The organism is Pseudomonas neustonica (assembly GCF_003797945.1).
Taxonomy (GTDB): Bacteria; Pseudomonadota; Gammaproteobacteria; order Pseudomonadales; family Pseudomonadaceae; genus Halopseudomonas; species Halopseudomonas neustonica.
Genome location: NZ_RKKU01000023.1, coordinates 56,015 through 69,419, shown reverse-complemented (window position 1 = coordinate 69,419; position 13,405 = coordinate 56,015). Strand labels below are relative to the sequence as shown.

The window sequence follows — 13,405 nt, the reverse complement described above, 5'->3', positions numbered from 1 at the left end:
CTCGGGCTTCCTCCAGATTCGCAGTCACCCGCGACACCCTTGCCTCTGGCTAACACTTCCCCTTGCCGGGCGTGTAGAGGACTTTCACCTCCAAGTGAGTGCGCCCTGCCGGGCGCACCATAAAAAAGGCGCGCCAGAGGCGCGCCTTACAAGCAGTGCCGCCGAACAGGGCGGCGCCAACTTTAGTCCTGCGGGTAAGCTTCAAACAGGCCGGTTGCGCCCATGCCGCCGCCCACACACATGGTGACCACACCATAACGCTTGCCACGACGCTGCAGCTCACGAATCAGATGACCAACCTGACGCGAGCCGGTCATACCGAACGGGTGACCAATGGAGATAGAGCCACCGTTGACGTTGTACTTCTCATTGTCGATCTTGAGGAAGTCACGTGCGTACAGACACTGCGAAGCGAAAGCTTCGTTCAGCTCCCACAGATCAATATCGTCAACCGTCAGACCGCGTGCCTTGAGCAGCTTGGGCACGGAATAAACCGGGCCAATACCCATTTCATCAGGCTCGCAACCAGCCACGGCGAAACCGCGGAAGTAAGCCAATGGCTTCAGACCCAGCTCCAGTGCTTTTTCCAGGCTCATGAGCAGCGTCATTGAGGCGCCATCAGACAACTGAGAGGCGTTACCTGCAGTAACCGAACCATCTTCCGAAAACACGGGCTTCAGGCTGTTCAGACCTTCCAGGGTGGTCTCAGGACGGTTGCACTCGTCGCGATCAACTACGCCATCAACGATGCTGATATCGCCGGTCGCCTTGTCCTGCACCTGATACTTGACTTTCATCGGTACGATTTCGTCGTCAAACAGGCCTTCAGCCTGAGCACGGGCAGTGCGCTGCTGACTCTGCAGGGAGTACTCATCCTGCTGCTCGCGGGTCACGTTGTAACGGCGCGCTACGATCTCGGCAGTCTGACCCATGGGGTAGTAAATACCCGGGAAGTCTTTTTCCAAGATCGGGTTGACGAAGTTGTCGGTGTTGCGGCTCTTGGCCGTCATGGTGATGGACTCAACGCCACCGGCGACGATAGCGTCGGAGCAACCAGAGGCGATCTGGTTGGCAGCAATGGCAATTGACTGCAGACCGGATGAGCAATAGCGGTTCAGCGTCATGCCCGCGACATCAATACCCATTTTCGACAGTACGGCTACGTTGCGGCCGATGTTGTGGCCCTGAGCGCCTTCGTTGGAGCCAGCACCCACAATGCAGTCATCAATAAGTTTGGGATCGATACCGGTGCGCTCCAACAGCGCGTTGACGCAATGCGCCGCCATATCATCAGGGCGGGTAATGTTGAACTTGCCACGGAATGACTTGGCCAGACCGGTCCGTACACTGTCGACAATAACGACGTCACGCATGCTAGTAACCTCAAATTCAGCAGGGGGTATAGCGAGCATCCGCCTGCCATGCAGATCAGACACTCGTGAATGGATGGCAGCGCTCATCAATCGCTTCTACCACCAAGGTCGCACAGCATAAAGTCCAGACCGCGTGCGGTAAACACAATAGACCAGCGTGATAAAGCGCTATTTGAGGTGCGCAAGCATGAGCCTGCGCTGAACGGCTGCTCAGTTTACTGAACCGGATCAGCTCTGCTCCAGTCGTCGTGCAGCCAGCTTGAACATCTCCTGATAAATAACCTGCGGATCAGCCCGCTTCTGCTCCAGCGCCAGGCGGCCGCGCTCGTGCGGCAAAATCATGAACTGATCAGCCTCGCTTTCGCGGTAAGTGATATCGGCCACTTCCTGAGCACTGATCGGCGAACTCTGCAGTAACTTGGCCATATCGTTTTTCGACTGATGATCGGGACCGTGATAAGAGTCGAGCAGATTGGTCTGGAAAAAAGAGGGGCAAACCACGTTGACCTTGATACCCAGGGGCTGCAACTCGGCCAACAGACTTTCCGACAGCGCCACCACCCCGGCCTTCGCGACATTATAATTACTCATCCCCGGCGTCTGGATATGCGCGGCCATGGAGGCGATATTGATAATGCGGCCATTGCCCTGAGCCAGCAGCAGCGGCATGAATGCCTTGCAGCCCTTGACCACGCCGATCAGATTGATACCAATTTGAAAGTCCCAGTCCTCAAGGCTCAGGTCCCAAAACATGCCACCGGAAGCCACACCGGCGTTATTGATCAGCACATCGACACCACCAAAGCGCTCTTCACAGCTTTGCGCCAGCGCAGCAAGCTGGCTGTAGTCACGCACATCGCAACGCTGGCTAAAACTCCAGCCACCCGCGTCTGCAACCAATTGCCGGGTTTCCTTCAACCCATCCTCATTAATGTCGGCCAGTGCCAAGCGCGCACCTTCTCGAGCGTACCGTAAAGCCAGCTCGCGCCCTAAGCCGCTGCCAGCGCCGGTGATTACAACTCGTTGCCCTGTTGCCTGCATGAAAACCCCTTAACTATCGAATGACGCTATTTTTGTTGTTGAGCGCGAGCGATTAACTCAAGGATCAGTCTAGCGACAAGCTGGCTGGCAAGCCGGGATTAAAGGGCACTATAAATGCCATGAATCAAGCGTTCTACACGACAGCACGCTGACTCATCATGCCATTGCACTGGCGCTCAGCGGGTCGGGTAATTGCGCTGATAGCGCGCCTGCCCCATGGCGCTGATCTGCTGCGTCAAAGGGGGCCAGCAAAGGCTCCACGAGCAGGTCGGGCTCAAGCATTCGCAGGGCCTCGACACCGGCTTCAATAGTCGAGAGTGCACCTGCTTCAGGCGCCTTGCGCAGGCGATAGCGGCTGGAAAGGCCAGCAGGCAGGCCAACCCTGGGTAACGCCTGCAAGACCGGGTTCAGGTGCAACAGCTTTCGCGCCTTGCGCCAGGTTCCATCCAGCAATACCAGACGTCGTGGCCGTGTATCCGCGCAGTCGCGCTGAATGATTGATACTTGCGGGCCAGGAAAGAGAAGTTCTGTGCGCCAGCTGGAGTCCTGCAACCGATCACACCACTGCGCGTGCCCTGCAAGCGATTCGGCTATCAAAAGATCGGCACTAGAGAGGCCCAGGGCAAGTAAACGACCTGTATTCAAGGCATGCTTTTGCTCAGAGGGATGCTGCACTACCAGCAAGTGAGTGCAATTGGGTACGCTTGGAATAAGAAGACACAGACAGGATTGCGCAGGGCGCAGGCAGCGCTCGCAACGCGGGCGACGTGTGGGCAAGTCGGACGAGGGCATAATGGTCTGAAGTTATTAACAGACCTGCATTATGCCCTACTTCCTGGCGACACAACTCACTGCTCTTTCTTGTGTTTTTTGATATCACTCCTGATAAACAAACCCACACCACCAAAGAAAGCCAGCATCAAACCGACTGTGAGTATCCCTGCGATTACAGCTGCATCAACATACATAAGGCACCTCCTGCGTTTTCCATGTACACAGGTTATGCCGATGCTCTGATTGGAATATTGATCAGGGTCAATGAAGGAGCCAGCGACTTAACGCGGCTTTTTATTGCGTTTCTTTTTGCCTTTACCTGATGATTTGGCTCCCGCTAGCGGCAACGCCTTGGCGAAAGCACTACGCATGCTCTCAAGCCGCGCATCGTGAATATCATGGATACGCTGTCGCCGCGCCTCAGCGAAGTCGACCACAACAGGCGAATCAGATTTGTCAGACATATTTACCCCCTTACGGCGGAGCTGATAACTCAAGTGGGTTTTGGAGTGAAAGCCAGCCCAGGGCCTGTCGAAACACCAGCGCGAGAACCCTGGTCAAGGAAAGCGAAACACGACCTTACTTACTACGCGCACAGAATCATGCCTCAATATCAACCAGCAACCCCTTGGTTGGCAAGTCAAACTCGTGCTCTGCGGGCGCCTGCTCCAGGCGCGGCTGGCGGCGACGTTTGCGGCGGCGCTCTGGCCAGCGGCCGTTATCACGCTGGCGGCGCTCGACGGGGGATGAAGTTGCATTATCTACCGATTTCGACTCTTGCGTCGGCTCCACCTGTCGCTTGACCTTCACCGGGTCATGCTGCGCCCCCGCCGGGGGAATCCCTGGAATCAGCATATTCTATAACCTCATAAAAGCTGCCAGACACCCTGTCGCAGCCTCGTAACCATTGTTGTCTACACTATATCGACCGCGAAGATCGCATCTATATCCAGACAACAGTGATGCAATCGACATAATTGAGTGATTTTTGATCGCATGTAAAGCCAAATTTGGCTGCAGCCAACTGAAACTCGAGGTTTCTGCATGCGAGACGATCGGGTAAGATGTGCGCCCTTTTTTTCGCACGGTCAGGAGAGAGGCATGGCAGGATTTATCCCGGGACAGCGCTGGGTTAGTGACAGCGAATCGGAACTGGGGCTGGGCACAGTGCTCTCTCAGGACGACCGATTGGTGGTGGTGCTGTATCCCGCCAGCGGCGAGACTCGTCACTACGCATTACGCAATGCGCCACTGACGCGGGTGCGCTTCAGCCCCGGCGACAACATCAGTCATCATGAGGGCTGGAGCATTACCGTCAACGACGTTGGCGAGCAGGACGGCCTACTGGTCTACACCGGTTTACGCGAAGACGGTAGCGAAGAAACCTTTGCCGAAACCATGCTCGACAACTTCATTCAGTTCCGTTTGGCCAGCGATCGCCTGTTCGCCAGTCAGATTGATCCTCTTCCTTGGTTCAGCCTGCGGTTTGAGAGCCTGCGTCATTATTGCCGCGTTCAGCGCTCACCGCTGCTTGGCTTGGCTGGCGTGCGCACGCAACCGATCGGCCATCAGCTGCATATCGCTCGGGATGTCGCTGACCGCATGGCGCCACGCGTACTGCTCGCCGATGAAGTGGGGTTGGGTAAAACCATCGAAGCAGGTCTGATACTGCACCGCCAGCTGCAAATGGGCCGCATTCGCCGTGCTTTGATTGTGGTACCGGAAAACCTGCAACACCAGTGGCTGGTAGAGATGCGCCGCCGCTTTAACCTGCAATTTGCTCTCTTCAATCCTGATCGCTGCGCTGGCGCAGAAGATAATCCCTTTGAGGAAGAACAACTGGCGCTGGTTGCGCTGGAGTTCCTGCTCGAGAACGACAAGGTCGCGGACTACGTACAGCAGACCGATTGGGACATGCTGGTAGTCGACGAAGCTCATCACCTAGTATGGCACGAAGAATCGCCAAGCCCCGAGTATTTGCTGATCGAAACCCTGGCGCGGCAGATACCGGCGGTATTGCTACTGACAGCCACCCCGGAGCAACTGGGCCAAGCCAGCCACTTCGCGCGCCTGCGCCTGCTAGACCCCGATCGCTTCCACAGCCTGCCGCAGTTCATTGCCGAGGCCGAGCGCTACCAACCGGTGGCAGACGCCGTACAGCATCTGCTGGAGGATGATCAACTCAGCACTGGCGATCAGAGCGCGATCATCGACTGGCTTGGCAGCAGCGCCGAACCGCAACTGGCGGCACTGAACCAACCCGGCGAAGCGGCAAACCATGCACGCGACAGTCTGGTACGCCAACTGCTGGACCGCCACGGCACGGGTCGCGTTCTGTACCGCAACACTCGCGCGGCCATTTCTGGCTTCCCGGAACGGGAGCTGCATGCCTATCCACTACCCTGCCCTGAGCTCTATCAAGACCAGGAAGGCCGAGTTGCGTTATATCCTGAGCAACCCTTGCAGGCTGATTTTGATGCCGCTGAAACCATGTGGTGGCTGGAAGATCCCCGTGTCGAGTGGCTTATCGACACCCTCAAGGTACTTAAACGCAGCAAGGTGCTGGTGATCTGCGCACACGCCGAAACCGCACTGGATCTGGAAGACGCTCTGCGCGTGCGCAGCGGCGTACCGGCAACCGTTTTCCATGAGGGCATGAGCATCATCGAACGCGACCGCGCCGCTGCGTTCTTCGCCGATGAAGAATTTGGCGCACAAGTCATGATCTGCTCGGAAATCGGCAGTGAGGGCCGTAATTTCCAGTTTGCTCACCACCTGGTCATGTTTGACCTGCCGGCACACCCGGATTTGCTGGAGCAGCGTATCGGTCGCCTCGACCGCATTGGTCAGCGCGAAATCATTCAGCTGCACGTGCCTTACATCGAAGGAACTGCACAACAACGCCTGTTCGAGTGGTATCACCTGGCGCTCAATGCATTCCAGAGCACCTGCCCGGCCGGTAACGCCCTGCAGCACCAGTTTGGCGGCGAACTGCTCACTCAACTCGATCATCCCGATGCCGATGCATGGGAAAAACTGATTGAGCAGGCACGCAACCAGCGGCTGGAGCTGGAGCAGGAACTGCACAACGGCCGTGATCGGCTGCTAGAGCTGCATTCGCGAGGCCATCAGGATTCCGTCCAGATGATTGATGTCATCGAACAACAGGACAACGACTTTCAGCTACCCATTTACATGGAACGCCTGTTCGACGTGTTCGGCATCGATAGCGACGACCACTCCGACAACGCACTGGTATTGCGGCCCGGCGAGCGCATGCTCGATGCTGGCTTCCCGCTGGGCGACGACGAAGGCGTTACCATCACCTATGACCGCGACACGGCGCTGTCACGCGAAGACATGCAGTTCCTGACCTGGGAGCATCCCATGCTGCAAGGCGGCATGGATCTGGTCCTCTCTGGCAGCATGGGCAACAGCTCGGTTGGCTTGCTGAAGAATAAGGCGCTCAAACCCGGCACCATGCTGGTGGAATGCGTCTATGTATGCGAAGCCATCGCGCCGCGTGCCCTGCAACTGCAACGCTACCTGCCACCCACGCCGATTCGCTGCCTGCTGGATGCCAATGGCAACAATCTGGCAGCCAAGGTCAGCTTCGATACCCTTGACGCCCAGGTTGAATCCTTGCCGCGCCAGCTCGCCACCAAAATTGCCAAAACCCAGCGAGAGCCGGTTGAATCACTCCTCAAGCACGCCGAAAGCGCTGTCGAGGCTCAACACCTGCAAGTAATCGCCGACGCGCGCGCACGCTTCAGCAGCGAACTAGAGGAAGAGATTCAACGTTTGAAGGCGCTAAAGGCGGTCAACCCACTGGTACGCGAGGACGAGATCACTGCTCTCGAGCGCCAGCATGAGCAAGGCAACCATGTGCTACAACAGGCCAAGCTCAGACTGGACGCCATTCGTGTATTGGTTGTTGGTTAACTCGGCAACCTCAGGCCCCACCTGCGCAGGAGTCGACTTCGGTCGACTCCTGCAACGGACACAATAAACCCAAAAATCGCTGCAGAGACTCCGCCTTAGCCAGCGCATCACGCCTCCCCAGCTCGATCAACTCCTGGCAATACTCCGCCTCAAACAACAGGTAACTGAGCACGCTGCCACCTGAAGCGCGGGTTGCGCCGCTGCCACGCAGGAAAACACGTAAGCTTCGCGGCAGAGCCTTGCGGTGACGTGCAGCAATCAGATTCAGTGGCTCACTGGGCGAGATAATCTGCACCTCAACCTGACGCACTCCCCGACCGGAATACCGCGAGCCCGCAGGCATGTAGCCAGCCAGGCGGTTCATGCGCTCCAGCAACTCGACATCCGTTTCCAGATTATCAACAAAAGTACTATTCAACAGATGCCCACCAATCTGCGCTAGCGTCGGCGGCAAAGCAGTGCGTAACCTCGGCCCGCGGCGCCCGCCAGCAGGCTGCCCCGCGAAGTTATCAGAAACACCAATTACCAACACCCGGTTAGCGCCCAGATGCAATGCCGGGCTGATTGGCGCCCGCTGCCGCACCGCGCCATCACCAAACCACTCGCGATTAAGCAACACCGGAGGGAATACCAAGGGAATGGCAGACGACGCCATTAAATGCTCAAGACCCAGCCTGGTTTGCACGCCTACTCGGCGGTGCCGCGCCCAAGGCGAAATACGCGCCTCACCCTGATAGAAATTAACCGAGTCGGCCGACTGATAGCCAAAAGCACTGACCGATATGGCGCGCAGATGCCCGCTCATCAGGCTGTCGTCTATCTGACCAAATTTCAGCGTCCGATCAAGTAACTGCCGCAAAGGCTCGTTATCCAGCAAAGCGGTTGGTTTTTTACTTGGAAAACCGAGCAAATTGGCGCGCGCCCACCGCCATGCCTGCGCAGTAACGCCCGGCCAGTCACTACGATATACCTGTTCACAACGAAACTGCGACCACACCTCCTGTAGCCGCTCTACACCGTCAGAAAAGGTGCGTGCGTGACTGGCCAGTGCGACCGCATTGATAGCGCCTGCAGAAGTTCCGCAGATAACCGGAAAAGGATTGGCTGCACCTGCTGGCAGCAGCTCGGCGATCACCGACAGCACGCCAACCTGATAAGCCGCACGCGCGCCGCCGCCCGACAGTATCAATCCGGTACAATCAGCGGGGCGCTGCATACCCATCAGCGACGGCTACGCCGGCGCGCGCGCTTGGCATAGGGCCTGGCCACGCCTTCGGGCCGCGTTTTGAAACGCCTATGCACCCACATGTATTGCTCCGGCTGTTGTGCTATCGACTGCTCTACCCACTGGTTGATTCGCAGCGCATCTGCCATGTCGTCACCACTGGGGAAATCCTGCAACGGCGGATGAATGGTCAACTGGTAACCCTGGGCTCCGGGCAAACGGCTCTGAGTAAAGGGCACAACCTGCGCCTTACCCAGGCGGGCAAAGGTACTGGTGGCCGTGACAGTTGCCGCCGGCACACCAAACAAAGGCACAAACACACTCGCCTTGCGACCATAGTCCTGATCAGGTGCGTACCATATCGCTCTGCCACTGCGTAGTGAGCGCATCATGCTTCGTACGTCCTCACGCTCCACTGCCTTGGCATCGCGATTATGCCGTTCACGACCATGGCGCTGGACAAAGTCGAATGCAGCGTTGCGATGCTCACGATACATGCCATCAATGGTGACTACCTGCCCCAGCAGCGCAGCACCAATTTCCAGCGTCGTGAAATGCAGTGACATCAACACCACACCCTGCCCTTTTGCTGCGGCATTGTGCAGGTGCTCAATACCCTCTATTTTTGCCAGGCGCGCCAAACGTCGCTTGGGCCACCACCAGGCCATAGCCATTTCAAACAACGCAATCCCGTTGGAGGCAAAATTTTCCCGCAGCAACGCCTCGCGCTCCTGCTGGCTCATGTGCGGAAAACACAGCTCCAGGTTAATACGAGCCACTTCACGGCGTTCCGCCATAAAGTAGTACATGAATTTACCCACCAGCCGTCCGAGCCCCAGCAGCAACGAATAGGGCAACTGAACAACCAGCCACAGCACGCCCAAACCCAGCCATAACAACCAATAGCGGGGGTGCAACAGAGTTCGGGAAAAAACCGCGTGATCCATTCGGATATCCATTTGCGCAAAAACCACATTCTACCCAAGCCGCGCGCGGCTTGCGATCAGCGTAGTCAATCTATATAAGTGTGCGCATTAAAGCGAAACGGACCCACCATGACTGCTGACACTACTTTGGACTTGCTCGACAACGACCCCGTGTTTCATCTCAAGGGCGGCATGCTGACCATGACCGTTGTCGAACTGGTGCGCCTGTCCCACGACCATTTTGCGCGACAACTGGCAGAAAAGGTCGAGCAGGCACCCAACTTCTTCGTCGATACGCCTGTTGTCATTGCGCTCGACAAACTCACAGACCCAATCAACGCTGCCGGTCTGACTAAACTGCTGGCGACTTGTCGCGAGCATAGCCTGCAGCCGGTCGCCCTACGCGGCGGCGAAGACTTCCGCGCCTTGGCGCAAAGCGCTGGCATGGTTTTGATACCGGTAGGCCGGCAGCGCGAAAAGATCATTGAAGCGCCGGCTCCGCAACCGACACCAGAACCGGTCACCAGCGCACCACCGGCGGCAGCCATGCCCAGCGGCGGCAGACTCATCACCGAGCCGGTCCGCTCAGGCCAGCAGGTGTATGCACGCGGCGGCGACCTGATCGTCATGGCGCCCGTCAGCGCCGGGGCAGAGCTGCTCGCCGACGGACATATCCATGTCTACGGCCCGCTGCGCGGCCGCGCACTGGCAGGGGTTCAAGGCAATACCGAAGCGCGGATTTTCTGTCAGAACCTTGAGGCCGAGCTGGTGTCCATTGCCGGGCAATACAAAGTCGCAGAGGATTTGCGCAAGGAACAGCACTGGAAACAGGCAGTACATATCAGTTTGGCAGGTGACAGCTTGAAGATAAGCGCCCTTTAACCGATACTGTTGAGCCATTCGGGGGCGCCCGTACTGCGTGGCCTCTGGCCAACCGATGGGCCCCACCAGAACATCATTTTTTCGCGCTGATAACCGCATTTTTTCAGCGCGACATTCCACCATTAGAGAAATTCGACAGGAAGGTCATCTTGGCTAAGATCATCGTCGTCACATCAGGCAAAGGCGGGGTAGGCAAAACCACTACCAGCGCTGCCATCGGTACCGGTTTGGCACTGCGCGGGTACAAGACAGTCATCGTCGACTTCGACGTCGGGCTGCGTAATCTGGACCTGATCATGGGCTGTGAGCGGCGCGTAGTCTATGACTTCGTCAACGTTATCAACGGCGACTCCAACCTTAATCAGACCCTGATCAAGGACAAGCGCTCCGATAATCTGTTCATTCTCCCCGCGTCACAAACCCGTGACAAAGACGCCCTGACTCCGGAAGGCGTCGAGCGCGTACTGAATGAACTGAAAGAAACCTTCGACTATATCGTATGCGACTCGCCTGCCGGTATCGAGAAAGGTGCCCACCTGGCGATGTACTTTGCCGATGAAGCCGTGGTTGTTACCAACCCGGAAGTATCCTCGGTGCGTGACTCCGACCGTATGCTGGGCCTACTGGCAAGCAAATCGAAGCATGCGGAAGCCGGTGAGAAAATCAAGGAACACCTGCTACTGACCCGCTACAACCCGGAGCGCGTCGAGAACGGCGAAATGCTCTCGGTCAGCGACGTTGAAGACATCCTGTCAATTCCATTGCTGGGCGTTATCCCCGAGTCGCAGGCCGTGCTCAAGGCGTCCAACCAGGGCGTACCCGTCATTATGGACGACAAGAGCGACGCGGGTCAGGCTTACGCCGACGCGGTTGAGCGCTTGCTTGGCAAAGATATGCCGCACCGCTTTTTGGAATTACAAAAGAAGGGGCTGCTGCAGCGCCTGTTTGGAGGTCGGTAAATGAGCATTTTCGACTACTTCCGCGACCGCAAAAAACCGGCGACTGCATCTATTGCCAAAGAGCGTTTGCAGATCATAGTCGCCCACGAACGTGGCCAACGTAACCAGCCCGATTACCTGCCGCAGCTGCAGCAGGAAATTATCGACGTGATCAGCAAGTATGTTCAGATTGATCGCGAACAGGTGCATGTCGCCCTCGACAACCAGGACGATTGCTCGATCCTGGAGCTGAACATCACCCTGCCCGAACGCCCCTGAAGACTATGCGCCGCCTGCATCAGGGCGGCGCAGCGGAATCATCATGCCCCTGACCGATATCGGCATCCTGCATCAGGATCCGGCCTTTCTCATCGTCAACAAGCCCACTCTTTTGCTATCCGTACCCGGCCGCGCCGAGGATAACAAGGATTGCCTGATCACCCGCCTGCAAGATAACGGCTATCCTGAAGCCCGTATTGTGCACCGCCTGGACTGGGAAACGTCCGGACTACTGGTCATCGCCCGCAACCCCGATGCTCACCGCGAGCTGTCACGTCAGTTTCATGACCGTGAAACAGAAAAGGCCTACATTGCGTTATGCTGGGGACAGCCCGCTACCGACTCCGGCCATATTGACCTGCCACTGCGCTATGACCCGCCCAACAAACCGAGGCACATAGTCGACCATGAGCAAGGCAAGCACGCGCAAACCTTTTGGCGGATACTAGAGCGACACGGTGACTACTGTCGAGTAGAGCTAACTCCGATTACCGGCCGCTCACATCAATTGCGCGTTCACATGCTGGCGATCGGGCATCCCTTGCTAGGTGATCGCCTGTATGCGCACGAGCAGGCGCTGGCAGCTTGCCCACGACTGGCACTGCATGCCGCCAAGCTAGTGATAAGTCATCCAGAGACAGCCGAACGCTTGTCCTTTGAGTGCCCCTGCCCTTTTTGAATCACACTGCCCGCGAGGAATACGGCATGTCGCATACCGACTTGAATCAGGACCTGGCTGACTTTATCAGTCAGTCACCTACTCCATTTCACGCCACCGCGACATTGCGCAGCCGCCTGCTCGATGCCGGCTACCAGGCACTGGATGAGCGCGCAGACTGGCAGCTTGAAAGCGGCGGCAAATATCTGGTGACGCGCAACGACTCGTCATTGATTGCCTTTCAGATGGGGGGCGCTGATAGCCTGCAGCGCGGAATTCGCCTAGTCGGCGCGCATACCGACAGCCCGTGCCTTAAGGTCAAGCCGCAACCGGAACTCAATCAGCAAGGCATGTGGCAGCTAGGCGTAGAAGTGTATGGCGGCGCCCTGCTCGCACCCTGGTTCGACCGCGACCTGTCCCTGGCCGGCCGCGTCAGCTTTCGTACCGCAGAAGGACGCATAGCCAGTCGCTTGATCAACTTCAAACGACCCATTGCAATAATCCCCAGTCTGGCTATCCACCTCAATCGCGGCGTCAACGACGGCCTGCCGATCAACCCACAAACCGATCTGCCACCGTTGCTGGCCCACAGCCTGGACCCGGCACGCGACCTGCGCGCCTTGCTGTCTGAGCAATTGCAGCGCGAGCATGCCGATTGCGCCAACCTGGACATCCTCGATTACGAGCTGAGCTTCTATGACACCCAGCCGCCAGCTACTATCGGCCTGGACAATGACTTCTTCAGCGCTGCTCGACTGGACAATCTGCTGTCCTGCCACGTCGGCCTAACCGCACTATTGAGTGCAGAGTCCGAACAGGCTTGCTTGCTGGTCTGCACCGACCATGAAGAGATAGGCTCAAGCTCCAGCTGCGGCGCCGACGGCCCCTTCCTGGAAGACGTACTCAGCCGCATAGTACCGGACGCCGCTCAGCGCGTTCAGGTACTTCAGCGCTCACTGCTGGTGTCCGCGGACAACGCGCATGCAGTACACCCCAACTACGCAGCAAAACACGACGACAATCACGGCCCCAAGCTGAACGCCGGGCCGGTTATCAAGATCAACAGTAACCAGCGCTATGCCACCAACAGCGAGACAGCGGCCTTTTTCCGCTCCCTCTGCGAGGCCGCGAACATTCCGGTGCAAAGCTTTGTTGTGCGCAGCGACATGGGCTGCGGCAGCACCATCGGCCCAATTACCGCGAGCCGCCTGGGCGTGCGCACCGTCGATATAGGCGCGCCCACCTTTGCCATGCATTCCATCAGGGAGCTGGCTGGCAGCCGCGATCCAGGTTATCTAACCAGCGTGTTGCGTCACTTCTACAACTGCGCGCAGCTCATTTAGCGAGCACAAAAAACCCCGCTGCGC

The 13,405-nt window shown here is 57.6% G+C and carries 14 protein-coding genes; 6 read left to right on the top strand and 8 right to left on the bottom strand.

The window, feature by feature from the left end; genetic code table 11:
• Nucleotides 1–182 precede the first annotated feature (182 nt).
• From EF096_RS15555 to EF096_RS15535, 6 genes are all read right to left on the bottom strand, one after another.
• Complete coding sequence (locus tag EF096_RS15555; RefSeq protein WP_123890717.1) at nucleotides 183–1,373, bottom strand: thiolase family protein; 1,191 nt, start codon at nucleotides 1,371–1,373, stop codon at nucleotides 183–185.
• A 228-nt stretch (nucleotides 1,374–1,601) separates the two neighbouring features.
• Nucleotides 1,602–2,414, bottom strand: coding sequence for an SDR family oxidoreductase (locus tag EF096_RS15550; protein WP_123890716.1), 813 nt, complete (start codon nucleotides 2,412–2,414; stop codon nucleotides 1,602–1,604).
• Between the two features lie 156 nt (nucleotides 2,415–2,570).
• Nucleotides 2,571–3,206, bottom strand: a complete 636-nt coding sequence (locus tag EF096_RS15545) for a tRNA-uridine aminocarboxypropyltransferase (RefSeq protein WP_305955061.1) — start codon at nucleotides 3,204–3,206, stop codon at nucleotides 2,571–2,573.
• Nucleotides 3,207–3,262: 56 nt separating this feature from the next.
• The gene (gene ccoM / locus EF096_RS20810) at nucleotides 3,263–3,382 is read right to left on the bottom strand and encodes a cytochrome c oxidase subunit CcoM (RefSeq protein WP_305955062.1); all 120 of its coding nucleotides are present in this window, start codon (nucleotides 3,380–3,382) and stop codon (nucleotides 3,263–3,265) included.
• An 87-nt stretch (nucleotides 3,383–3,469) separates the two neighbouring features.
• A complete protein-coding gene (locus EF096_RS15540; RefSeq protein WP_123890715.1) occupies nucleotides 3,470–3,652 on the bottom strand; it encodes a hypothetical protein in 183 nt (60 codons plus the stop codon).
• Between the two features lie 136 nt (nucleotides 3,653–3,788).
• Nucleotides 3,789–4,043 carry a hypothetical protein gene (locus EF096_RS15535; protein WP_123890714.1) on the bottom strand — a complete coding sequence of 85 codons (255 nt, stop codon included), beginning with the start codon at nucleotides 4,041–4,043 and terminating at the stop codon, nucleotides 3,789–3,791.
• 246 nt (nucleotides 4,044–4,289) lie between these two features.
• Between EF096_RS15535 and rapA the strand changes: the two genes are divergently transcribed.
• A complete protein-coding gene (gene rapA / locus EF096_RS15530) occupies nucleotides 4,290–7,130 on the top strand; it encodes an RNA polymerase-associated protein RapA (RefSeq protein WP_123890713.1) in 2,841 nt (946 codons plus the stop codon).
• A gap of 10 nt (nucleotides 7,131–7,140) precedes the next feature.
• Here the strand turns inward: rapA and EF096_RS15525 are convergent, their stop codons facing one another.
• Together EF096_RS15525 and EF096_RS15520 are read right to left on the bottom strand one after the other, a co-directional pair.
• Entirely contained in the window at nucleotides 7,141–8,352 is a 1,212-nt protein-coding gene (locus tag EF096_RS15525) for a patatin-like phospholipase family protein (RefSeq protein WP_235869760.1), read from the bottom strand.
• A complete protein-coding gene (locus EF096_RS15520) occupies nucleotides 8,352–9,302 on the bottom strand; it encodes a lipid A biosynthesis lauroyl acyltransferase (RefSeq protein ID WP_123890712.1) in 951 nt (316 codons plus the stop codon). Before EF096_RS15520 ends, EF096_RS15525 begins: the two co-directional genes overlap by 1 nt.
• 108 nt (nucleotides 9,303–9,410) lie before the next feature.
• On the opposite strand from EF096_RS15520, the gene minC reads away from it, so the two are divergent.
• The 5 genes from minC to EF096_RS15495 all read left to right on the top strand — a co-directional run bounded on the left by minC (nucleotide 9,411) and on the right by EF096_RS15495 (nucleotide 13,381).
• Complete coding sequence (gene minC, locus EF096_RS15515; RefSeq protein ID WP_123890711.1) at nucleotides 9,411–10,163, top strand: septum site-determining protein MinC; 753 nt, start codon at nucleotides 9,411–9,413, stop codon at nucleotides 10,161–10,163.
• Nucleotides 10,164–10,312: 149 nt separating this feature from the next.
• Complete coding sequence (minD, locus tag EF096_RS15510) at nucleotides 10,313–11,122, top strand: septum site-determining protein MinD (RefSeq protein ID WP_123890710.1); 810 nt, start codon at nucleotides 10,313–10,315, stop codon at nucleotides 11,120–11,122.
• Nucleotides 11,123–11,380, top strand: coding sequence for a cell division topological specificity factor MinE (gene minE, locus EF096_RS15505; protein WP_092288215.1), 258 nt, complete (start codon nucleotides 11,123–11,125; stop codon nucleotides 11,378–11,380).
• Between the two features lie 43 nt (nucleotides 11,381–11,423).
• Nucleotides 11,424–12,059, top strand: a complete 636-nt coding sequence (locus EF096_RS15500; protein WP_123890709.1) for an RluA family pseudouridine synthase — start codon at nucleotides 11,424–11,426, stop codon at nucleotides 12,057–12,059.
• A gap of 26 nt (nucleotides 12,060–12,085) precedes the next feature.
• Entirely contained in the window at nucleotides 12,086–13,381 is a 1,296-nt protein-coding gene (locus EF096_RS15495; protein WP_123890708.1) for a M18 family aminopeptidase, read from the top strand.
• The last annotated feature ends 24 nt before the right edge of the window (nucleotides 13,382–13,405 follow it).